This window comes from Butyrivibrio proteoclasticus B316, from assembly GCF_000145035.1.
GTDB classification, from domain to species: domain Bacteria; phylum Bacillota; class Clostridia; order Lachnospirales; family Lachnospiraceae; genus Butyrivibrio; species Butyrivibrio proteoclasticus.
On sequence record NC_014387.1, the window covers coordinates 2,499,652 to 2,521,296 of the forward strand.

22 protein-coding genes are annotated in these 21,645 nt (G+C 41.4%); 9 read left to right on the forward strand and 13 right to left on the reverse strand.

Annotated features, from left to right (window positions below; translation table 11 throughout):
* Positions 1-661: 661 nt before the first annotated feature.
* From BPR_RS10370 to gap, 5 genes are all read right to left on the reverse strand, one after another.
* On the reverse strand, positions 662-1,360 hold the full coding sequence (locus BPR_RS10370; protein ID WP_013281434.1) for an MgtC/SapB family protein: 699 nt from the start codon (positions 1,358-1,360) through the stop codon (positions 662-664).
* A gap of 92 nt (positions 1,361-1,452) precedes the next feature.
* Positions 1,453-1,956: a shikimate kinase gene (locus tag BPR_RS10375; protein ID WP_013281435.1), complete on the reverse strand. Its 504-nt coding sequence runs from the start codon at positions 1,954-1,956 to the stop codon at positions 1,453-1,455.
* A 307-nt stretch (positions 1,957-2,263) separates the two neighbouring features.
* Positions 2,264-3,010, reverse strand: a complete 747-nt coding sequence (tpiA, locus tag BPR_RS10380; protein WP_013281436.1) for a triose-phosphate isomerase — start codon at positions 3,008-3,010, stop codon at positions 2,264-2,266.
* Between the two features lie 228 nt (positions 3,011-3,238).
* Positions 3,239-4,474 (reverse strand): phosphoglycerate kinase, encoded by a 1,236-nt coding sequence (locus BPR_RS10385; protein WP_013281437.1) that lies wholly within the window; start codon positions 4,472-4,474, stop codon positions 3,239-3,241.
* A gap of 93 nt (positions 4,475-4,567) precedes the next feature.
* Positions 4,568-5,593 (reverse strand): type I glyceraldehyde-3-phosphate dehydrogenase, encoded by a 1,026-nt coding sequence (gene gap, locus BPR_RS10390; RefSeq protein ID WP_013281438.1) that lies wholly within the window; start codon positions 5,591-5,593, stop codon positions 4,568-4,570.
* Positions 5,594-5,753: 160 nt separating this feature from the next.
* Between gap and BPR_RS10395 the strand changes: the two genes are divergently transcribed.
* From BPR_RS10395 to BPR_RS10435, 9 genes are all read left to right on the forward strand, one after another.
* Positions 5,754-6,578, forward strand: a complete 825-nt coding sequence (locus BPR_RS10395; RefSeq protein WP_013281439.1) for a histidinol-phosphatase HisJ family protein — start codon at positions 5,754-5,756, stop codon at positions 6,576-6,578.
* A 120-nt stretch (positions 6,579-6,698) separates the two neighbouring features.
* Positions 6,699-7,439: a GGDEF domain-containing protein gene (locus BPR_RS10400; RefSeq protein ID WP_013281440.1), complete on the forward strand. Its 741-nt coding sequence runs from the start codon at positions 6,699-6,701 to the stop codon at positions 7,437-7,439.
* Positions 7,440-7,482: 43 nt separating this feature from the next.
* Positions 7,483-8,505 (forward strand): transglutaminase-like domain-containing protein, encoded by a 1,023-nt coding sequence (locus BPR_RS10405; RefSeq protein WP_167531162.1) that lies wholly within the window; start codon positions 7,483-7,485, stop codon positions 8,503-8,505.
* 55 nt (positions 8,506-8,560) lie between these two features.
* The gene (locus BPR_RS10410) at positions 8,561-9,616 is read left to right on the forward strand and encodes a type II secretion system F family protein (protein WP_013281442.1); all 1,056 of its coding nucleotides are present in this window, start codon (positions 8,561-8,563) and stop codon (positions 9,614-9,616) included.
* Positions 9,617-9,640: 24 nt separating this feature from the next.
* On the forward strand, positions 9,641-9,988 hold the full coding sequence (locus BPR_RS10415; RefSeq protein WP_013281443.1) for a hypothetical protein: 348 nt from the start codon (positions 9,641-9,643) through the stop codon (positions 9,986-9,988).
* Position 9,989: 1 nt separating this feature from the next.
* Entirely contained in the window at positions 9,990-10,475 is a 486-nt protein-coding gene (locus tag BPR_RS10420) for a DUF4860 domain-containing protein (protein WP_013281444.1), read from the forward strand.
* Positions 10,476-10,489: 14 nt separating this feature from the next.
* Positions 10,490-11,029: a hypothetical protein gene (locus BPR_RS10425; protein ID WP_013281445.1), complete on the forward strand. Its 540-nt coding sequence runs from the start codon at positions 10,490-10,492 to the stop codon at positions 11,027-11,029.
* Between the two features lie 47 nt (positions 11,030-11,076).
* Entirely contained in the window at positions 11,077-11,481 is a 405-nt protein-coding gene (locus BPR_RS10430) for a hypothetical protein (RefSeq protein WP_013281446.1), read from the forward strand.
* A 191-nt stretch (positions 11,482-11,672) separates the two neighbouring features.
* Positions 11,673-12,035, forward strand: coding sequence for a response regulator (locus tag BPR_RS10435; protein WP_013281447.1), 363 nt, complete (start codon positions 11,673-11,675; stop codon positions 12,033-12,035).
* Between the two features lie 763 nt (positions 12,036-12,798).
* Here the strand turns inward: BPR_RS10435 and BPR_RS10440 are convergent.
* From BPR_RS10440 to BPR_RS10475, 8 genes are all read right to left on the reverse strand, one after another.
* On the reverse strand, positions 12,799-13,392 hold the full coding sequence (locus BPR_RS10440; protein ID WP_013281448.1) for an ECF transporter S component: 594 nt from the start codon (positions 13,390-13,392) through the stop codon (positions 12,799-12,801).
* 201 nt (positions 13,393-13,593) lie between these two features.
* On the reverse strand, positions 13,594-13,953 hold the full coding sequence (locus tag BPR_RS10445) for a hypothetical protein (RefSeq protein WP_013281449.1): 360 nt from the start codon (positions 13,951-13,953) through the stop codon (positions 13,594-13,596).
* A 144-nt stretch (positions 13,954-14,097) separates the two neighbouring features.
* Positions 14,098-15,303, reverse strand: coding sequence for a bifunctional phosphopantothenoylcysteine decarboxylase/phosphopantothenate--cysteine ligase CoaBC (gene coaBC / locus BPR_RS10450; protein WP_013281450.1), 1,206 nt, complete (start codon positions 15,301-15,303; stop codon positions 14,098-14,100).
* A 48-nt stretch (positions 15,304-15,351) separates the two neighbouring features.
* Positions 15,352-16,230: a type III pantothenate kinase gene (locus tag BPR_RS10455; protein ID WP_013281451.1), complete on the reverse strand. Its 879-nt coding sequence runs from the start codon at positions 16,228-16,230 to the stop codon at positions 15,352-15,354.
* Positions 16,231-16,244: 14 nt separating this feature from the next.
* Positions 16,245-16,895, reverse strand: coding sequence for an ECF transporter S component (locus BPR_RS10460; protein WP_013281452.1), 651 nt, complete (start codon positions 16,893-16,895; stop codon positions 16,245-16,247).
* 839 nt (positions 16,896-17,734) lie between these two features.
* A complete protein-coding gene (gene fucO, locus BPR_RS10465; RefSeq protein ID WP_013281453.1) occupies positions 17,735-18,880 on the reverse strand; it encodes a lactaldehyde reductase in 1,146 nt (381 codons plus the stop codon).
* Positions 18,881-19,019: 139 nt separating this feature from the next.
* Complete coding sequence (locus BPR_RS10470) at positions 19,020-19,847, reverse strand: energy-coupling factor transporter transmembrane component T family protein (protein WP_013281454.1); 828 nt, start codon at positions 19,845-19,847, stop codon at positions 19,020-19,022.
* Entirely contained in the window at positions 19,844-21,556 is a 1,713-nt protein-coding gene (locus BPR_RS10475; protein ID WP_013281455.1) for an ABC transporter ATP-binding protein, read from the reverse strand. Before BPR_RS10475 ends, BPR_RS10470 begins: the two co-directional genes overlap by 4 nt.
* Between the last annotated feature and the right edge of the window lie 89 nt (positions 21,557-21,645).

A 21,645-nucleotide genomic window follows, 5' to 3' on the forward strand; every position in this document is an offset into this window, starting at 1 on the left:
ATAAAATTTCAACAAATATTATAAACAATTTATAAATTGCAAGTCCTAGTGTAGCACAATATTATCACTTTTTCATATTCGTGATTTAATTGACAAGTATCAAAATAGTTTATTTGTAGCTTTATAATTTGTATATATATGCAAATTATATAGAAAATGCCGTTTAGCATATTGCTAAACGGCCTACGTTGTCTTCCAAGCTAGCTTGAAGAAGTTGATACCTTCTCTTTTTATAGATGCTACGCATCATATGTCATTTTCTTTTGTCAGTATAATCTAACCGTCCTGCTTCAGACAAAGCTTCGCATGCATCGTGAAAAATGCTATGGAAACATTAGAAAATCGCATTTGCCATCTCAGACTCGCATGGGAAAGCTACTGCATCGGAAGCGCTTTGCGGGTGCGAGTTTTGAAACGTAGAATTCTTATGCCGCTTATATTGGGAAGATATCCTAATCCATAGTCAGAAATCCGCACTAGCTGCGGATTTCGTGAGAATATGATACGATTTGCAAATAAGCCCTTCGACGAAGTCGACTTTAAATGGCCTATTTACAGCATTCTTGAATCTTCTGATTCAAGAATACCTGAAATCCCGGATTTGAGTGGCGAAAAAACCTTTTTGAACGAGCTGACATGTGCGCCTTGCGGCGAGGGATATTTAGATTTCCTCGACGTAGCTTATAAAGTCGAGCTCATTGAGCTCGTTGATGAGCATTCTGTGGGAATGCTTTTTGTCGAAGTCTATGTCGATTATGATGGCTGTGTCGGAGGACTGGATTGTCTTTTCCTTGCTCTTGGTCAGGCTGCTGACCTTGTAGCCCTTGTCACCAATCCACTTTGTAAGTTTCTTGACTCCGCCACCTTTGTTGACTTCTACGTAGAGGCTGACGTATTTGCTGTAATCCTCTACTACTTTACTGAGATTGACAAGAACTACGTTGGCAATCATAACAAGTACAAAGCAGATAATACCTACAACGAGGTATCCTCCGCCTATGGCCATTCCCATGCAGGATGCTACCCAAAGAGACGCAGCCGTTGTAAGTCCCTTGATCTGCTGGCGCCCTGTTACAAGGATAGTACCGGCGCCAAGGAAACCTATACCACTAACTACACCTGCAGGAATACGGCTGACATCCGCGTTAAGCCCCGGCAGATTTGCAAGATATATATTCAGAGAAGTAGCTACTGCAGAGCCAAGACTTACCAGCGCAAAAGTCTTGATTCCTGCGCTATGTCTTTTGACAACTCTCTCCCAACCGATAAGGCTGCCAAACAGTGTGGCAAGGATAAGTCTGATTGCAACAGCTAAATCAGCAGGCCCTTCCAAAAATTCTATTAGTGTCTGTGTTCCCATAGGCACCTCCTAATGATCTTATTATAGTGCATAATTTTATACAGATAGTTCCTTCACAAGAATGTTGCACAACATTCATATACAACAAGCAATCAACATGACAGTGCAGCCAAAAGATCTGCAACAACTTCTTCCATAGTCTTATCGCCTTCATCAATCACGATGTCAGCATACTTCTCATATAGAGGCACCCTCTCGTTATATAGAGAAACAAGAGACTGTCCCTCCCTCATAACGACACCTCTCTGCTTAGCATTTTTAAGTCTCTTGGTAAGGACATCCATGCTGACCTTGAGATATACCACTTTACCTATATTCTTGTAGTGATCCATGGCTTCCTTGCCATAAACTGCGCTTCCACCGGTGGAAATAACTGTTTTTTCTACTTCAATTTCTGAATTTATCTTATTCTCAATCTCGACGAAGCCGTCTATACCGTCTTCTTCAATGATCCGAGATAATTTTCTATGTTCTTTTTCCTGAATTACAATATCCGCATCTACAAAATTGTATCCAAGTATCTTGGCAAGTATAACGCCAACAGTACTCTTTCCGGATGCAGGCATTCCAATCAAAATGATATTATTTTTTTTCATAACTTCTCTCTTTCAATCTTTTCAATCAACCCAAAACTACATTCATAGTAGTGCAGTTCTTGAGCAGAGTACTTGGCGAGGTATTATCGAGCCTAGTACGAGCCACGGGTATGCACTTAGCGAGGTTTTTTCGAGCTTAGTGTATATCCCACGGACGAGGAGATAATTTACAAAATGAAAAATCGAAGACTAGCTGACTGTTATGAACAACGCTTAAAGGAAGCTAGCCTTCGATTTTGAGTTTTTAGTAAATTACGACGCAGACGAAAACAAGCATTTTGTCACGCAATTTCGCCTAAGCCGATACTTACGCGTTAACGATCTGGCCGAAATCTGGCTTAAGGCTTGCGCCGCCGATAAGACCACCGTCAATGTTAGCCTTGGAAAGAAGCTCTGCTGCGTTTCCTGCGTTCATTGATCCGCCATACTGAATACGAACTGCTTCAGCTGTTGCCTGATCATAAAGCTTGCAGATAAGCTCACGGATAAGTGCGCATACTTCCTCAGCCTGATCAGCTGTAGCTGTCTCACCTGTTCCGATAGCCCAGATAGGCTCGTAAGCAATAACAAGCTCCTTAACCTGATCTGCTGTTACGCCATCGAGATCCCATGTGATCTGTCTCTCAATCCACTCCTTGTATGTGCCGGCCTTACGAAGTGCAAGTGACTCGCCACAGCAAAGGATTGGCTTAAGGCCTGAAGCAAAAGCCTTCTTAACCTTCTGGTTGATGAGAATATCGTTCTCGCCGAAGATATCTCTTCTCTCGGAATGTCCGATGATGATGTACTCAACACCAGCATCCTTGAGCATAGGAGCTGAAATTTCTCCTGTGAATGCTCCCTTGTCCTCAATGTAGAAGTTCTCAGCACCTACATGTACATTTGTGCCCTTTACAGCCTCTACTACAGGAACAATATCAATTGCTGGTACGCAGTAAACTACGTCTACAGCATCATTCTTAACTAAATCTTTGAGCTCTGCGCAAAGAGCTACAGCCTCGCTGGGAGTCTTGTTCATCTTCCAGTTACCGGCGATAATACGTCTTCTTGCCATTGTTGGCCTCCTTATAATCCGCATCTCGTCAGGTATGGTCTTTACGATGGACGCTTTCGCTCCGTCAAAAACACAAGAGTACATAAGTCTGCACAATACGCAGACTAAGTACTCGTGTTTTAGAATGCCATCTAGAAGACCATATCCTGTCCTCGATACTCATTTAATACAACAAGCATTCAATTCTCACACATATCACGCAAGAATTCTTTTACGCCGTCTCGTTCTTTATTTGTCGTCTGCTGCGTAAACACCAGGAAGCTTCTTGCCCTCAAGGAACTCAAGAGAAGCACCACCACCTGTTGAGATGTGGCTCATCTTATCAGCATATCCGAGCTGGTTAACAGCTGCTGCACTATCACCACCACCGATGATTGTTGTAGCATCAGTTAAAGAAAGAGCCTTAGCTACTTCCTTAGTACCATTTGCAAGAACAGGGTTCTCGAATACACCCATAGGTCCGTTCCAAACTACTGTCTTAGCAGACTTAACTGCCTCTGAATAAAGAGCGATTGTCTTAGGTCCGATATCTGCACCCTCTTTATCAGCAGGAAGCTTATCAGCATCAACGATAGTTGTTGTGATGTTAGGGTTGTCGATAGGATCTGGGAAAGAATCGATGCAAACTGTATCGATAGGAAGAAGAAGCTGCTTACCAGCCTTCTCAGCCTTCTCCATCATTTCCTTACAATAATCAATCTTAGTCTCATCAAGAAGTGACTTACCAACTTCGTATCCCTTAGCCTTAAGGAATGTGTAAGCCATACCACCACCGATGATAAGTGTATCGCACTTGTCAAGAAGTGAGTTGATAACGTTGAGCTTATCAGCAACCTTAGCGCCACCAAGAATAGCTACGAAAGGTCTTACAGGATTCTCAACAGCATTTCCAAGGAAGTCGATCTCCTTCTGCATAAGGTATCCAACTACGTTGTTGCCGCCTTTTTCCTTGATGTACTTAGTTACAACTGCTACAGAAGCATGTGCTCTGTGAGCTGAACCGAAAGCGTCGCATACATAATCATCAGCAAGATCAGCGAGCTCTTTTGCAAAAGCCTCACCAGCCTCTTCAGGCTTAGTCTCCTCTTTGCCTCTGAAACGAGTATTCTGAAGAAGGATTACATCGCCTTCCTTCATAGCCTCTACTGCACCTGTTGCAGCAGCGCCTGTTACATTGTAATCATCGATGAACTTAACGTCCTTGCCAAGCTTCTCAGAAAGTCTCTTAGCAACAGGGCCAAGTGATTCTCCCTCGTTAGGACCATTCTTAACCTTACCAAGGTGTGAGCAAAGGATAACCTTGCCGCCATCCTTAACAAGTTTCTTGATTGTAGGAAGAGCTGCAACGATTCTTGTCTCGTCAGTGATCTCGCCGTTCTTAAGAGGTACGTTGAAATCGCAACGAACAAGTACGCGTCTGCCCTTTACATTGATGTCATCTACGGACTTCTTATTAAGTGCCATATTATTTTCCTCCTGGAATTTTTTACTGTGATATAAAAATGAGGTCCGGTCCACATGGACCGGACCTCATCAAAAGATCTCTTTAAGTTTTAATTACTTAACGAACTTCTCGAAGTACTTGATAGTTCTAACCATCTGAGATGTGTATGAGTTCTCGTTGTCATACCATGAAACAACCTGAACTTCATAGAGGCCATCACCGATAGCTGTTACCATTGTCTGTGTAGCATCAAAGAGTGAACCATATGTCATTCCAACGATATCAGATGAAACGATCTCATCCTCGTTGTAACCGAATGTCTCAGGATCTGAAGCCTTCTTCATAGCCTCGTTGATTGCTTCCTTTGTAAGTTCCTTGTCAGACTTAACAACTGCGAAAAGAAGAGTTGTTGAACCTGTTGGAACAGGTACTCTCTGAGCAGCGCCGATGAGCTTGCCGTTAAGTTCAGGAATAACAAGACCGATAGCCTTTGCAGCACCTGTTGAGTTAGGAACGATGTTTACAGCGCCTGCACGTGCTCTTCTAAGGTCACCCTTTCTCTGAGGTCCGTCAAGGATCATCTGATCACCTGTGTAAGCATGGATTGTTGCCATGATACCAGACTGGATAGGTGCGAAATCGTTAAGTGCCTTAGCCATAGGTGCAAGACAGTTTGTTGTGCAAGATGCAGCTGAAATGATGTTGTCATCTGCTGTAAGTGTCTCGTGGTTAACGTTATATACGATTGTAGGAAGATCATTTCCTGCAGGAGCAGAAATAACAACCTTCTTAGCACCAGCATTGATATGAGCCTGAGCCTTGTCCTTAGATGTGTAGAAACCTGTACACTCAAGAACAACGTCTACTCCAAGCTGTCCCCAAGGAAGGTTATTAGCATCAGCTTCCTTGTAAATCTTGATCTCCTTACCATTTACTGTAATGGAATCCTCGCCGTAAGATACCTTGTCAGCGTATTTGTACTTGCCCTGTGATGAATCATACTTAAGAAGGTGAGCAAGCATCTTAGGAGCTGTAAGATCGTTGATTGCTACGATCTCTGTTCCCTCGTGCTCGAACATCTGTCTGAATGCAAGACGACCGATACGGCCAAAACCATTGATTGCTACTTTAACTGCCATTTTAAGTTCCTCCTAAAATGAATTTATATTGATTTGCTGTTACATATTATCTAATTTGACAATTTTTTATCAGCAATTTTAATTCTAATAGACTTTACTTGATAAATCAAGTAAGAATATATAAAAAACATGATATTATTAATTTTGCGAGGTGAATTTTATGAACAAAAACTTACCATCAGATTATCATATGCATACACATAATTCAGGTGATTCCGACGCTCCCATGAAGGATATGATAGAAAGTGCCATAAAATGCGGGCTTTCAGAAATATGTTTTACCGAACATATGGATCTTGATTTTCCAATAACAAAAAGTGTTCCTGAAGGGACTTTCACATTAGATATTCCTTCTTATAGGAAAGAGCTCTTTTCATACAGGCAAAAATATCAGGATACTATAAGTATCAAATATGGTATCGAGCTGGGCCTTCAGAGCCAGATCATCGCTCAGAACTCCCGGGTTATTAGCGATAATGATTTTGATTTTGTTATAGGTTCTATCCACCTTCTTGATCATGCCGATCCTTATTATCCGGAGTTTTGGGAAGGCAGAGATGAAGAATCTGTTATCCGCCGCTATTTTGTTTCAACTCTTGAGAACATAAAGTCCTTCTCTGATTTTGACGTTCTGGGACATCTTGACTATATCGTCCGCTACACGCCAACTCATGGTGCAGGATATTCATACCGTAAATATAAAGAGGAAATAGATGCTATTCTCTCCTACCTGGCAGAGCATGATAAGGGACTTGATCTAAACACCAAGTCTCTGACAAGAGGTGGATCAGATCCTAATCCCAATGCCGATATCCTGTCAAGGTTCCGTGAACTTGGCGGACGCATCATAACTTTCGGATCAGATGCCCATACTCCGGATGAAGTCGCAGGCTGCTTTGAAAGAGCCAGAAAAATCGCGGTTTCATGTGGTTTTGACTCCTACTATACCTTTGATAAAAGAGTTCCTACTGCTCATCCATTCTAAAGATGTTGATTCCGAGTGGAGCTTTCATGCCCGCTTCGGATTTTGGCATTAATTAACTAAATATAGTATAATAGTCATATATATATTCATTAATTCCAACACTACCGCGGAGGTTTCGTAATGAATACCGGTTACCATGATAGAAGCAAAAAGGCCAGAATATATGGGTCTATTATCATATATAAAATAATCAGTCTTGTCATTCTTATCGCACTGACAATAATAATGACATTTACATTCTTTATAGAAAAAAATAAGGTTACAGATGCCAATAACAGACCTGTTTCCGTCATTTTCTACATCATGGGTTTTTGCATTTTTCTTTTTGCCCTCTCAATCATTCTTGATTTCTATATTATAAAAAGAACTGTTTCTATCGGAAGGCACCTGAACAAGCTTGCCTATATCGATAAGCTTACTGGAATTCCCAACAGATACAGCTGTGACCTTCTGTTTGAAAATTTCAACAGCCCTGAGCTCCTTCCGGAAACAGGCTTTCTTTTACTCAAGATCAATAATCTTATAGCTATTAATAAAGATAAAAGCCACAGCAATGGCAATTTCCTCATTTCTGAGTTTAGTTCAATACTCGAGGATGTAAGTCAGGAATATGGCTATGTTGGACGAAACGGCGGAAACGAATTCATAGTACTTATGGAAAAATGTGACAGCACCAAGCTGGAAATGTTTCTCATGAATCTCACAAAAAGAATTCGCGGCTACAACGAAATGAATGTTGGTGATCCGCTGGAAATAGCTTACTCCAAAGTTCTAAACCTTGACGAACATAAAGAAAAAATATCCGAAATGATTTCCCTTGGTTACAAAAGACTTCGCGAAATACCTCAGATACTGTCATGACTTGTAACAGTCGCAATTTAGTGTTTGAAAACAGGATATGCACATGTCTAAAAAATACAGTTTTATGAATATAGGCAAAAAAATATCTATTCTGGCTACCCTTACCACAGCTGTCCTTTCTATTAGTTCCTGTGGTTCAAAAAGTCAGGCTGAATCTTTTTCAGCTGCCGGAAAAACGCCCTCTGCTCCCACTCAGAAACAGGAAGTGGAAGAAGTGGCCCAAGCAGCCCCAAGAGAAAAAGGAAGCCGCGACAATACACCTGTCTGTCTTGTGCCTGAAGCCTCAGGCGTTACCGTATACGAAAATGAATATGCAAGTCTTGATGCCTCTAACACTTCCGAAGGTTATCTGATCATTAAATACACCGGCTCTTCCGGTAAGGTAAAGCTTCAGATCACAGGCCCCAACAGTATTACCTACACTTACAACTTAACTGTTGGAACTCCGACAAACGAAGTTTTCCCTCTTCAATGGGGCGATGGCGAATATCTTGTAAATGTCTTTGAGCAGCTCGAAGGGACCCAGTACACCACAGTCTTTTCCCAGCTACTCGACGTTACTATAACCAACGAATTCGGCGCTTTTCTGTATCCGAATCAGTATTGTCAATTCTCAGCCGACTCGCTTGCAGTTAAAAAAGCCACTGATCTTGCCTATGTTTGCGACAATGATCTGGACGTTGTGTCCGAAGTTTATAACTACATGATCGAGAATATCAAATACGACTATGAAGAAGCAGAAACCGTTCAAAGCGGGTATTTGCCAAATGTAGATGAGGTCCTTACAACCAAGACAGGAATATGCCTTGACTACTCAGCTCTTATGTGCAGCATGCTAAGGAGCCAGCGAATTCCTACCCGAATGGAAATAGGCTACGCAGGAACTGCTTATCACGCATGGATCAGTACCTATATCAAAGACATCGGATGGGTCAACGGCATGATTCAGTTTGATGGAAAAGACTGGTCTTTAATGGATCCTACTTTTGCTTCAAACACTGAAGAAAAATCCCTGCGAGACTTTATCGGAGACGGTGAAAACTATTCAGTTAAGTATATATATTAAAAACATGGAAAGGAGCTATCTGACATGGTCAAATGTCAGATGATTTCAGGACACTATGGCAAAAAAGAGCTCATCAATAAATCTATCAAACTATGAAATATCAAGCTTTTGCAGACAGATGGCACTTCTCATAAAGGCAGGCATTTCTCCGGCAGAAGGAATAGAAATCCTGTTGCAGGATACTCATGATGCTTCTGCTCAAAAGCTCTTATCCTCCATCAGTCAGGTACTGCACAGCGGAGAAAAATTCCATATAGCACTTGAAATGAGTGGTGCTTTTCCCGAATACATGATACACATGGTTACTATCGGTGAAGAATCTGGAAGCCTTGATACCGTAATGAATTCCCTTTCCGAATACTATGAGCGCGAAGAAAACATCAGCTCCAGCATTAAAAGTGCAGTCAGCTACCCTCTCATCATGGTCTTTATGATGCTCGTAGTTGTAATAGTTCTGATAACCAAGGTACTTCCGATATTTGAGCAGGTATTTGCCCAGCTTGGAACAAATATGAGTGGTTTTTCCCAGTCTCTTCTCAATCTTGGTAATATTCTGAACAGGTATTCAATCATTCTGGTGATTTTATTAGTAATTATCGCCTTTCTATTTATCTTTTTCTCCAGCACCAGAAAAGGAAAAGACCTGTTCAAGGCATGCCTTGGCAAATTAAATATCACCAAAAAACTCATGCAGGATCTTGAAAGTGCCCGCTTCGCAAGCGGAATGGTCCTGACTTTATCAAGTGGAATGGACACCTACGAGGGTCTTTCACTTGTTCACAAGCTTGTTGAGAGTGCAGAAATGAAAAGCAAGGTTGAAAGCTGCAGAGACATGCTGATGGAAGGTGACAGTTTTCCTGAAGCACTTGAAAAGGCAAACATCTTTTCATCCTTCTATTCTCAAATGGTTTCAGTAGGCTTTAAATCAGGCTCAATGGACAGTGCAATGCAGCAGATTGCTGATCGTTTTGAAAAAGAAACTGAGCGTAAGATATACTCTCTCATTGCAATTTTGGAACCAACACTTGTAATAATCCTATCCATCATAGTAGGAATGATCCTGTTGTCAGTAATCCTGCCTCTCATGGGAATAATGACAACTATCGGCTAAATTAAGCAGAACAGGATAACCGGAATGAGTAACAGATTTGAGCGAAAAGACAATCAGATGCCGCAGATTCCAGACAGAGTATACAGGCTTATTTCTATCCTTATCTTTGTCAGTATTGCTGTGCTGTTTTTCTTTGCTGTTGATGCTACAGGAAAGAACTCCATCAGCAAGCAGCAGGAATCTTTGGAAAATGCGCTTTCAAGAGACATAGTCCAGTGCTATGCAATAGAGGGAAGATACCCTCCAAACCTTGAGTATCTTGAAGATCACTATGGTCTTACTTATGACAAGACTACTTTTTATGTAGATTATATGCCAATAGCATCAAATCTATACCCCGACGTGACCGTAATTCTGATAAGGAATAATTAGTATGAATCCTTCTTCTAACAAACGACATGTGATCGATACTGTTTTTGTAATATGTCTGATGCTGCTATTCCTCATATCTGCGCTGACAGTAATTTCCATCGGTGCAAATATTTATAAAAAGAATGTGGCAACGACCAGCGAAAACTATGCCCAGAGAGTATCAATCGCATATATAACTGAAAAAGTACGCCAGTCCGATGTTGACGGGAACGTTTATGTTCAAAGACTTTTTGATCAGAATGTTCTCGTATTTGAGCAGACTGTAAACGGCAATGTATATAATACCTACATTTACAGCTACGACGGATATCTGAGAGAACTCTTTGCCAGGGCAGATTTAGACAACTTCTACCCTCAGACCGGCCAGAAAATATTAAAGCTCAATTCTTTTGACATAGAAAAGACAAATGATAACCTCTTAAAAGCAACCGTAACCGAAGAAGATGGTTCAAAAGAAACTGTTTTTATCGCAGTTCACAGTAAATAAGGAAGAATGATCACATGAACACAGGCACTCACTCTAAAACAAGTTTATTTCTGATGGAAATAATCATAGCCATTTTTTTCTTTTCCCTCTCAAGTGCTATCTGTCTGAGATTATTTGTTTCTGCCCATACGCTTTCGCAACATGACAGTGATCTGAATAATGCGCTCTTATGGTCTCAGAGTCTGTCTGAGAGTTTCTATGGCTGCAACGGAAATCTCCTGATGATCAAGAACCTGTACCCGGATTCCTTCTTATCAGATGGAGAAAAAGAGGGTGACGGAACAATAATAGTGTTTTTTGATAAGGACTGGAATGTTGTCGACAACTCTCTTGGAGATGCCTCCTACGAGGCAATGATCAACATAAAAAAGGATTCAGCCAAGGCTGTGTATTCAGATGTAAAAGAATATGATGTGGCTTACGAAGGCGAGGCTATAGTAGGAAACATCGCAGTTATAAACATTCAAAGCCGAAGTAAAGAATATCTTACAATTCCCGAAAATGCGGACGATATTATTTTCAGCAATACAGTTGATATCTATATTGGGAATTAAGACTAAAGCACTATAGTATAAATTATTGAATATTGAAAGGTAACTATATGGAAATCAAAAGACAAAGAGGAATAAATGTTGGCAGTGCCTCAATACTACTGATATTCACTGTTCTTAGTCTTGTCTCTTTTGCCACACTTACGCTTGTAAATTCCAAAGCTGACTATAACCTGAGTCAGAATCTGGCAGAGAGGCAAAGCGCGTATTACAATGCCTGCCACAGCGCAAATGCTTATATTGCCGCTATTAATTCCGGCTATGAAGACTCTGCAGAGAATGGTATAATAAAGAAAAGTATACCAATTACCGACAATCAATCTCTTGATATAGCGTTAATGTCAAATATTGAAAATAATTCAGTCAATTCAACAAATAAATACACAATTACCCAGTGGCAAATAGTCAATCATGCCGATAGTGACTATGATTACACACTTCCTGTGTTCAAGTAACTGAGAAGGAATTTTAAAACAATTTCCCTAAGACTTTATCAAATTTTAATTTTTAGCATAACGATTTAACGCTCATTTTAATATATCCGTGTTACAATAGATTATGTACTGAACAACAAATATTTAAAAATAAGAAAAAGGAAATTGCATTTATTTTCTTAGCAACTAAAACTACTTATTGGAGGTTCAATATGGGAAAAAGAGTACTCATTACTGATGACGCCGCTTTCATGCGCATGATGCTTAAGGATATCCTCTCCAAGAATGGATATGAGATTGCTGGCGAAGCTGAGAACGGTAAAGTCGCAATCGAGAAGTATAATGAGTTGAAGCCCGACCTTGTTACTCTTGATATCACAATGCCAGAACTTGATGGTATCGGAGCCTTGAAGGGAATCAAGGCTGCAGATCCTAATGCAGTATGCATTATGTGCTCTGCTATGGGTCAGCAGGCAATGGTAATTGAATCTATTCAGGCTGGAGCTAAAGACTTTATCGTTAAGCCATTCCAGGCAGATCGTGTTCTTGAAGCGGTTAAAAAAGCCATTGGATAATTATTACTGATGCACACATAAAATGCGCAGCACTCTATTGAGGCTGCGCATTTTTTCTGCCCTTCATCATAGTTTCTCTTCACACTCATACCCCCGCCCCGAGCCGCCCTCATGTTCTTCCGCTCACGCAAGAGGTATTTCTTCACCACTCCTGCCGGGATTTCAAGGCCTTACAAATTCAGCCTCCTATTCTATGGCTCAAAACTCACATCCTCGGCCCGGTTTCAAGCAGATGTTGTTGCATGCGAGTCTGAGATGGCAAATGCGATTTTCTAATGTTTCCATAGCATTTTTTCACAATGCATGCGAAGCTCTGTCTGAAGCAGGACGGTTATGTGTATTCAAGATGAAAATGCCTTATAGCGCGTAGCGCTTACAAAAAGAGAGAACTCAATCTTTCAAGTTAACTTGAAGAAGTTGAGTTCTCTCTTTTTGATCACGCTCGCTTTGCGAGCTAAGGCATTTTCATTAAGTTAATTCATGTTCCGTCCTGCAAGTTTAGCTGAGCATGCATCAATAAAAGAAAAAATGCGGAAACATCTGAGAAAATCTGCATTTGTCAGTGACGAGCAGGCAATAACACTGCGCGAATAAAGGGCCGTCGGATGCTCAGACATGTTGAGCCATGAGCAAGAATATCCGGCTGAATTTGTGAGGCTCATGAAATACCCCGGCACTCACAAAGGCTCAGAAATACCTCTTTGCGAATCGCTTGCGTCCATGAGTACGGCTCGGGGCGGGCTGCTATGCGAATAGTAACAGGTTAGGCACTCTTCTTTGAAAGCTCTGGGAAGAGGTTAGCCTTATTGAGGGCTGGACGAAGTGCATTGTAGATTACTACTGCAAGGACTGAGTTTATAACTGCGTTAATAACTGTTGTATAGGTTGTTACTGCAAGAAGTGCGCTTATAGCTGAAGCTGCCTTTTCTGCATTTGGTGTAAGGATTGTAAACCAGAAATATTTGAGGGCCGGTTCAAAAACACAGTTAAATGCAAGTCCTGCTACTGCTGCTATCGCAGACCACTTTAATATATATGTCTTTTTGTGATCTTCTGAGATTCTGGCAACCTTATGAGCAACAAGTCCTACTATAAGGCCAATCACAAGCTTGGTAATAAATGTTCTGGGTGCAGATGCTGTATAGCCCAGGGTTATATCAGCTATTGAAAGTCCAATTGCGCCTGCAAGACCGCCGTAGCCACCTCCTAAAAGAAGTGCCGCAAGAACTACAAATGCATTTCCCAAATGAATTTTGGTTCCTGATGCGTTAATAGCCGGAAAAACTGCATATCCAACATAGCAAAGAGCTGCCATAAGTCCTGCGTAAGTAAGTTTTCTGATGCTGTCGTTTTTCATGATCTCCTCCTGTTGTCTATAATAGATTTAGATTTCATTTAATAAACTTAGCATAATATAGCACCAAACTGATAATATCAAAAATACCAAATCGACATTCTTTTATATGGTCAGTTAGATATTTCACAAAAAAAGAATGTCGCGAGCGACATTCTTGGATTTATGATCATTCATTTATTTCTGTAGTCTCATATAAGGATTTCAGACAGAACTTCCTATCTCATTAATAGCACTGTTCATTGCTGAACTTACTTTCTGATTCATTTCATCTGACAGCTGAATGTGGAGCATATCTATAACGCGGTTATCAATTGAATAGCCAAGCCTTGTTGCATGATCCTTAAGTGAATCCTGGTGAGTAAATTCATAACTGCTGCGCATATTCTCATTGAGAGCTCTTGTAGCCATCATGGAATCATAGGCTTCCTCAAACTCTTTTCCGAATTTCTTTTTGGTTTCATCATCAAGTGACTGGACTTGAGAAAGAGCTTTTTCTGATGATAACTGATTGAGATATTTATTTGTGATACTATTTGCCGATGCAAGGAATCCAAAATCCATTTACAGATCCTCCGATAAAATACTTTTTCTTTCAACCATTTGTTATATCGGAGGTCAGGATTAAAAAAATTATATCCATTCTCTTAAATTTTGAATTATTTCCTCTTCATATAAATAGTCTTAAGCTCACACCGGTATTATCTCCTACTTATTATTCTTAATATCAAGAAGACCTGTCAGTATCTGCTGGGCTGCCTGGAATTTGCTCATAAGTTCAAGCTGCCTCTCGCCCTCTTTGGTAATAAGGGTTATAACATTTGTGTCTACACCAAAGCCCGCACCTTCTACTTTTACATTGTTTGCACAGACCATATCAAGGTTCTTTTTAGAAAGCTTCTTTCTGGAGTTTTCCAGCATATCTCTTGTTTCCATAGAAAATCCACACAGTACCTGACCATCTTTTTTATGCTCACCCAGAAAAGCAAGGATATCCGTAGTTCTCTTAAGTTTAATAGACAAATCACTGTCATTATCTGATTTTTTGATCTTATCATCGGCAACAGTTTCAGGTGTGTAGTCAGCAACTGCGGCAGCTTTGATGATAATGTCCTGCTCATCAGAGGAGTCTTTAACAGCCTCAAACATTTCCTTGGCTGAGTTAACCCTGACTGTATTAATATACTGTGGAACCTCAATATCTATAGGGCCTGCTACCAGCGTAACCATAGCTCCTCTTAGGGCTGCAGCACGAGCCAGAGCTACTCCCATCTTGCCGGTCGAATGATTAGTGATGTACCTGACAGGGTCAATTGCTTCTCTTGTAGGACCTGCAGTTACCATAACTTTTAGCCCCTTCATATCTTTGGGACAGGCAATTTCATGGATTATAGCTTCTACTATATTTGCAGGCTCTTCCATTCTGCCCTTTCCTACTGCTCCGCAGGCAAGATAGCCATCTCCCGGAGTAACAATAGTATAACCAAGTTCCCTTAGCATATTCAGATTACGCTGGGTCACAGGGTTTTCATACATCTTGGTATTCATTGCAGGCGCTATGATCTTGGGGCAGGTACAGGCAAGTGCTGTAGTTGTCAGCATATCATCTGCGATTCCAAAGGCCAGTTTGGCAATGCAGTTAGCTGTAGCAGGCGCTATCACCAGAGCATCCGCCTTATCAGCAAGGGCTATATGTTCCACTTCCCAGGGGTGGTTTCTGTCAAAAGTATCTGTGACACACCTGTTGTGGGTAAGGGCTTCAAAGGTAAGTGGTGTTATGAACTTAGTTGCATTCTCAGTCATGATAACATCCACATTGGCATGTTGCTTAATTAGTTTGGATGCAAGGTCTGCTGATTTATAAGCAGCAATTCCTCCTGTTACCCCAAGTAATATATTCTTACCTTCCAGCATTTTGTGTTACTCCTTTTACTCTGATATTTATCACCAGCTATTTCTATCTTAACTTCGATCAGTATTCATCTTATATATCTCGCAGAGTCCTCTTAATAGAAGGTTCTGTTCATAATAGGCGTTTGCTTTACACTTGATCCAGGGAATCACGAATCTGGCATTGCCACCTGTTATTACAACCTTGAGCTCGGACATATCTTCTGATGGCCCGGAAGCCTGACAGCTTTGGCATAGTTCTTTTCCCATAGAAAAATCATGGTATCCATCCATAAGTCTGTCTGCAAGTTCTGATATCATGAGACCGCTCCCGGCAACCGCTCCTGACATCATATTAGAAGCTGTATCTTTTCCCAAAAGAGATATGGCTTCTCCTGCCTGTAACTCAGGAAGCTGGGATGCACGCTCAGCCTGGGCATCAAGGGATAGCTGTATTCCGGCACATATCATACCGCCTATGATCTTACCGTTTTCTTTTAGCTTATCATTACTGCTACTTTTCACGGCGACAGTAATTGTTGTGCAGGTTCCAAGGTCACAAACCATAACAGGTGCGCCGTACAAAGCCACAGCAGCGGACACATCTACTATCCTGTCCATTCCTATAGCGCCTTCTGCATATTCCGACAGATCTATCCCGGTACAAAGAAAAGGCCCCATTAAAAGAGGCCTCTTTCCTATTATATTCTCAAGAACATTCATGGTCACATCAGTAATTTCGGGAACTACAGAAGATAGAATCGCCCCCTCGTAAGCTTTTCCTTTATCACAGACATCTTCATTTATAAGTTCAGCTAAGTCTTCTCTTAGCTCTTTTTCTGTATAATCTCTTCTGGTCTGAAGTCTTCCGGTAAATTCAAGTGACGGACCATTCCAAATGCCTACAACGATATTCGAATTTCCAATATCTACTGCTATTATCTTACCCATCTTAATTATACTTATCAGCCTCTTTTAAGGACTTTAGAAAGAACTACTCCAAGTGTTCCGGCAAGAAGGCATCCGATAACAGCCTCGACTGTGGCCTGAACGCCGACCATTGCGATCACAAATGCAAATGGATTTGTTGCATTGTACTTACTTACAAGGCCCTGAACATAGTCAGTGTTATAGAAGAACAGGCAAAGGCTGCTCATGAAAAATACCGTGTTAAAAAGTGGCATAAGAGCACCGCAGATATAATAAGAAGCCTGTTTGAGCTTACCTCTGTGAAGGACTCTGAATAAAAAGCTAACTAAAGCAGCATCAAGAAATCTTGCTACTACTGCTGTAAAAAATACTCCTGTGGGACTAATAGTGAAAAGTGTTGAAAGCATTCCGCTTGCACCGGTAAGTGCACCTACAAAGCTGTTAAAGCCAAATACGATGCCGCAGATAACTCCGGCTGTTGGTCCGATCAGCATTGCTGCAAGAGCAACCGGAACGGTTACAATAGAAACCTTAAGAAATGGTGTAGGGATAGTACCAAGTACTGTATTGCCCATGATCAGTACGATTGCGATCATGAGGGCAGTCTCCACCATGTAACGTGTTTTGCTGCTAAGTCCGGCTGACTCCTCTTTAGTCTTGCGGCCCAGCATTGTCATGTTGTCCATATTCAATTCTCCTTTTGAATAAAAAAGCTACCGTTTCGAACTATTTCGAATACAGTGCACCCTAAATATAGCAATGCGTCAATTATATGTCAATATATCTATTACGGTTACTACTCACAGCGCAGTCACCCCCCCGCAATCCGCCCGCAGGGACGTTAGCGATTCGCAAAGAGGCATTTTTGCGCCTTTGTGAGTGCCGGGTTATTTCATGAGCCTCACAAATTCAGCCGGATATTCTTGCCTATGGCTCAACTGTCTGAGCATCCGACGGCCCTTTTACCCGCGCAGTGTTATTGCCTGCTCGTCACTGACAAATGCAGATTTTCTTAGATGTTTCCGCATTTTTTCTTTTATTGATGCATGCTCAGCTAAACTAGCAGGACGGACTACAGAGCTGCTAATTGAAAATGACATATGATGCGTAGCATCTAAAAAAGAGAAGAAATTGTCTTCTTCAAGCTAGCTTGGAAGAACAATTTCTTCTCTTTTTAATACGCTCGCAAAGCGAGCTATGTCATTTTCAGAATATAAACATAATTTCCGTCCTGCTTCAAACAGAGCTTCGCATGCATCGTGAAAAAATGCTATGGAAACATTAGAAAATCGCATTTGCCATCTCAGACTCGCATGCAACAACATCTGCTTAAAACCGGGCCGAGGATGTGAGTACTTTGAGCCATAGAATAGACGGCTGAATTTTTAAGGCCATGAAATCCCGGCAGGAGTGGCAAAAAAATGCCTCTTGCGTGAGCGAAAGAACCTGCGGGCGGATCGTGGCGCGGAGATTATCCGCGGATAGTAGTGTTAGTAGTCTTTATTGATGATAAAGGAAATGTCTTTCACATAAGCATTCTGAACATTTCGATAACCTGTTCTTTGGTTGCTTCTCTTGGATTTCCGGGATAGCATGCATCTGCAAGAGCATCTGTTGCAAGCTGATCAAGGTCTTCCTCTTTGATCTTCTCGTTCTTCTCAGGAATTCCTACATCCTTGGAAAGCTGCTTAACAGCATTTATTGCTGCATCGCGGTACTCTTCCTGAGACATCTCATCAACGCCCTTAACTCCAAGAACTCTTGCAATCTCTCTGTACTTCTCTCCTGTAAAATCACGATTGAATTCCATGGAGATTGGAAGGAACATAGCACATGCTACGCCATGAGGTGTGTCATAGTAAGCAGAAAGTGTGTGAGCCATAGCGTGGTCAATTCCAAGACCTACGTTTGAGAAGCCCATGCCGGCAATGTACTGAGCCATAGCCATGCCTTTTCTGCCCTCAGGCTTGTTCTCAACAGCATCACGGAGATTAGCTCCGATAAGCTTGATTGCCTCTAAGTGGAACATATCTGTAAGTTCCCATGCTCCTCTTGTTGTATATCCTTCGATAGCATGTGTAAGGGCGTCCATACCTGTAGAAGCTGTAAGTCCCTTAGGCATTGAGCTCATCATATCAGGATCTACGATAGCAACTTCAGGAATATCATTAGTATCTACGCAAACAAATTTACGCTTTTTCTCAACGTCAGTAATAACGTAGTTGATCGTAACCTCAGCAGCTGTACCGGCAGTTGTAGGAACTGCGATTGTAGGAACAGCATGATTCTTGGTAGGTGCAACACCTTCGAGAGATCTGACATCCTCAAACTCTGGGTTTGTGATGATAATACCGATAGCCTTGGCTGTGTCCATTGATGAGCCGCCACCGATTGTAATGATAGAATCAGCGCCACATTCCTTGAATGCCTTAACACCACTCTGAACATTCTCAATTGTAGGATTTGGCTTGATGTTAGAATAAACTGTGTAAGGAATTCCCGCTTCATCCAAAAGATCTGTAACCTTAGCAGTTACCCCAAACTTGATAAGGTCAGGATCAGAAGCTACGAAAACATGCTTAAATCCCTTGTTCTGTGCAATACCAACGATTTCTTTGATTGCTCCGGATCCATGGTAAGACACGGTGTTTAGTACGATACGATCTGCCATTTGAATTACCCTCCTGTAAACTTTTTTGCATACCCCTGCAATTAATAGTTGTCTGACATTTTCACTGTCAGCATATCTATTGTACACCATTACAAGATATGTTTCTCGCTTTTCAGACAGTAATTCATAGCCTTTTCAATCATTTAAAGGGATTATAAAACCTGCTTCCGTTCAAATGAGTAAGTGTTAACGAAGCAACAAACAAAAGAGCACACACGATCATACTCACATAGTCCAAAGCTTTAAACTTCTGCGCCATATACCAGGTTCTCTTTTTATTCTTGCCAAAGCATCTAAGCTCCATAGCATTAGATATTATCTCAATCCTGTCCATACTGCTGAGAATAAGCGGTACCAGTATGGCAGATGCAGATTTAAGTCTGTTTACAAGAGATGCTTTTTTAGTAAGTTCGACTCCTCTGGCCTGTGATGCCTGACTGATCTCGTGGTACTGCTTCTGAATATCAGGAATATATCTAAGAGCCAGTGCTACTGAGTAAGATACAGAATAGCTGACTCCTATCTTATTAAGTGAAGCGGCAAATTCGCTCGGATTGGTAGTACATACAAAGAGCAGTACAAATGGGATTGTCGCAAAGTATTTAAGTATATAGTTCAGCTGGAAAAAGAGCTGCTCTGCGGTAGGCGCAAAGTGTCCTGAAAGCCCGAACAGATAAGTGGTTGTTCCATAGACCTCTGTTCCATGCTGAGGGGAGAACGCATACACCAGCACAGTATTGAGAACCAGGAAAACCAGAGTAAACCACAACATAAATGACACATCCCTTACTCCGATTTTGCCAATAGGGAAAAGAGCTATTCCCAAAACTGCAAGAACCAGTAAAAGCCTTGTGTCATAGGTTGTCATGGCTGCAAGGCTCCACAAAAGAAGGCACACAAGCTTGGTAGCTCCTGTAAGGCCATGTATTGGTGATTGTTTTTCTATATAATTAAAGAGATTATTCATTTTCTGACGTGTTCCCTCTCGTAATCAATAAAACTCTGGACAAATCCTGTACCATCTTCTATATCACACATTTGGGCAAGGTGGTACAAGCTTGTTTCCTTAAGGCTGGCCTTGTCTACAATATTTCTGTCTGTCAGGACCTCAGCGCAGCTCTTATCAGCGATAATCCTGCCATCGTTAAACACTATGCTCCTGTCTGCATACTCCAGCATCAAATGCATGTCGTGAGTGATCATCACGATAGTGATCCCGCGATCATTTAAGCTCTTCAAGAACTCCATGATCCTTGTATAATTCCTGTAATCCTGCCCGGCTGTCGGCTCATCAAGTATCATAAGCTCCGGCTCAAGGACCAGGATTGAACATATTGTTACTCTCTTTTTCTGACCATAACTAAGTGCAGATATCGGCCAGTTACGCATTTTGTAAAGGCCACAGATTTCAAGAGCCTTTTCAACTCTACTCCTGACCTCATCCTCAGGAACTCCTCGCAATCTAAGGCCCATTGCAACCTCATCAAAGATCATAACCTTAGAGATCATCTGATTAGGGTTCTGCATCACATAACCCGCGTGTTCAGCCCTTTCCTTGATAGAAAGAGTTCTAAAATCTAAGCCATCAAAAACAATTTCTCCGGAGTCCTCTTTTTCCATTCCGCAGACAACCTTGGAAAATGTCGATTTACCGGCGCCATTTGTTCCAACTATCGCCAGCATTTCGCCTTTTTTGATTGAGGCTGAGATATCATGTAATGTCTTTTTATTTGTCTTTTCGTAGGTAAAAGACAAATCCCTGACTGTCAAAAGCTCTTGGCTCTCAGAATTTTCTTTTTCCTTACTGTTTTTGTCAAAAAAGCTTCTTACCTTTGCCACATCTCCTTCTGACAAAGTAAGATCATCAAGAGAAGAAGGGTTCATTTCTGCCTTAATATCTACTCCGGAATACTTAAGAGCTGTCAGATACAAAGGCTCTCTGACGCCGCAACTTGCAAGATTCTCGGAAGCAAGAAGTTCATCAGGTGTCGTATCTGAAACTATCCTTCCCTCATTCATGAGGACTATTCGATCAACAGGCCTGTGAAGAACATCTTCAAGTCTGTGCTCAATTATGACAACGGCTGCCCCTGTCCTCTTCTGAAGCTTGTCTATAAGCTCTATCGCCTGCTTACCGGTCTTGGGATCAAGATTTGCAAGTGGCTCATCAAACAAAAACAGATCAACATCGCTGGCCATTACTCCGCCAACCGATACTCTCTGCTTCTGTCCGCCGGAAAGTTCAGAAGGAGCATGCCTCAGAACGGACTTGAGCTTTAATATCTCTGCAACCTCTTCTACCCTGTCCTTCATTTCTCCTTGAGGAATACAGTCATTTTCAAGCGCAAAAGCGAGATCTTCAGCAACAGTCATACCAACAAACTGAGCATCACTGTCCTGCAGAACCGTTCCTACGATATGTGAGATATCAAACATGGACATCTCTCTTGACTCTTTTCCCTTAATTAAAAGAGATCCTGAGATTTCACCTTTATATGAAAACGGTATAAGGCCATTGATCAAACTGGCCATAGTTGATTTGCCACAGCCGGAAGGACCGGCGATAAGTATCTTCTCGCCCTTTCTGATTTTCAAATTAATATTATAGAGCGTAGGTTTTGCCTGCGCTCTATACTGAAATCCAAGATCATTAAATTCAATAATTACTTCGTTCATATTATTCCTGAAATTCTAATCTTACTACCTACCGTTACTTCCAGTGTAGTTGATTGTATATTTCTCAACTATATTGCCTAGGTAGAATT

Coding starts and splice junctions, on each gene's coding strand:
- tpiA (WP_013281436.1), bottom strand. CDS start 3,010: ATGGCAAGAAGACGTATTATCGCCGGTAACTGGAAGATGAACAAGACT.
- fucO (WP_013281453.1), bottom strand. CDS start 18,880: ATGGCAGATCGTATCGTACTAAACACCGTGTCTTACCATGGATCCGGA.
- BPR_RS10425 (WP_013281445.1), top strand. CDS start 10,490: ATGAACACAGGCACTCACTCTAAAACAAGTTTATTTCTGATGGAAATA.
- BPR_RS10375 (WP_013281435.1), bottom strand. CDS start 1,956: ATGAAAAAAAATAATATCATTTTGATTGGAATGCCTGCATCCGGAAAG.
- BPR_RS10455 (WP_013281451.1), bottom strand. CDS start 16,230: ATGGGTAAGATAATAGCAGTAGATATTGGAAATTCGAATATCGTTGTA.
- BPR_RS10440 (WP_013281448.1), bottom strand. CDS start 13,392: ATGAAAAACGACAGCATCAGAAAACTTACTTACGCAGGACTTATGGCA.
- BPR_RS10470 (WP_013281454.1), bottom strand. CDS start 19,847: ATGAATAATCTCTTTAATTATATAGAAAAACAATCACCAATACATGGC.
- BPR_RS10420 (WP_013281444.1), top strand. CDS start 9,990: ATGAATCCTTCTTCTAACAAACGACATGTGATCGATACTGTTTTTGTA.
- BPR_RS10400 (WP_013281440.1), top strand. CDS start 6,699: ATGAATACCGGTTACCATGATAGAAGCAAAAAGGCCAGAATATATGGG.
- BPR_RS10415 (WP_013281443.1), top strand. CDS start 9,641: ATGAGTAACAGATTTGAGCGAAAAGACAATCAGATGCCGCAGATTCCA.
- BPR_RS10445 (WP_013281449.1), bottom strand. CDS start 13,953: ATGGATTTTGGATTCCTTGCATCGGCAAATAGTATCACAAATAAATAT.
- coaBC (WP_013281450.1), bottom strand. CDS start 15,303: ATGCTGGAAGGTAAGAATATATTACTTGGGGTAACAGGAGGAATTGCT.
- BPR_RS10385 (WP_013281437.1), bottom strand. CDS start 4,474: ATGGCACTTAATAAGAAGTCCGTAGATGACATCAATGTAAAGGGCAGA.
- gap (WP_013281438.1), bottom strand. CDS start 5,593: ATGGCAGTTAAAGTAGCAATCAATGGTTTTGGCCGTATCGGTCGTCTT.
- BPR_RS10410 (WP_013281442.1), top strand. CDS start 8,561: ATGGCAAAAAAGAGCTCATCAATAAATCTATCAAACTATGAAATATCA.
- BPR_RS10460 (WP_013281452.1), bottom strand. CDS start 16,895: ATGGACAACATGACAATGCTGGGCCGCAAGACTAAAGAGGAGTCAGCC.
- BPR_RS10370 (WP_013281434.1), bottom strand. CDS start 1,360: ATGGGAACACAGACACTAATAGAATTTTTGGAAGGGCCTGCTGATTTA.
- BPR_RS10430 (WP_013281446.1), top strand. CDS start 11,077: ATGGAAATCAAAAGACAAAGAGGAATAAATGTTGGCAGTGCCTCAATA.
- BPR_RS10395 (WP_013281439.1), top strand. CDS start 5,754: ATGAACAAAAACTTACCATCAGATTATCATATGCATACACATAATTCA.
- BPR_RS10405 (WP_167531162.1), top strand. CDS start 7,483: ATGTCTAAAAAATACAGTTTTATGAATATAGGCAAAAAAATATCTATT.
- BPR_RS10435 (WP_013281447.1), top strand. CDS start 11,673: ATGGGAAAAAGAGTACTCATTACTGATGACGCCGCTTTCATGCGCATG.
- BPR_RS10475 (WP_013281455.1), bottom strand. CDS start 21,556: ATGAACGAAGTAATTATTGAATTTAATGATCTTGGATTTCAGTATAGA.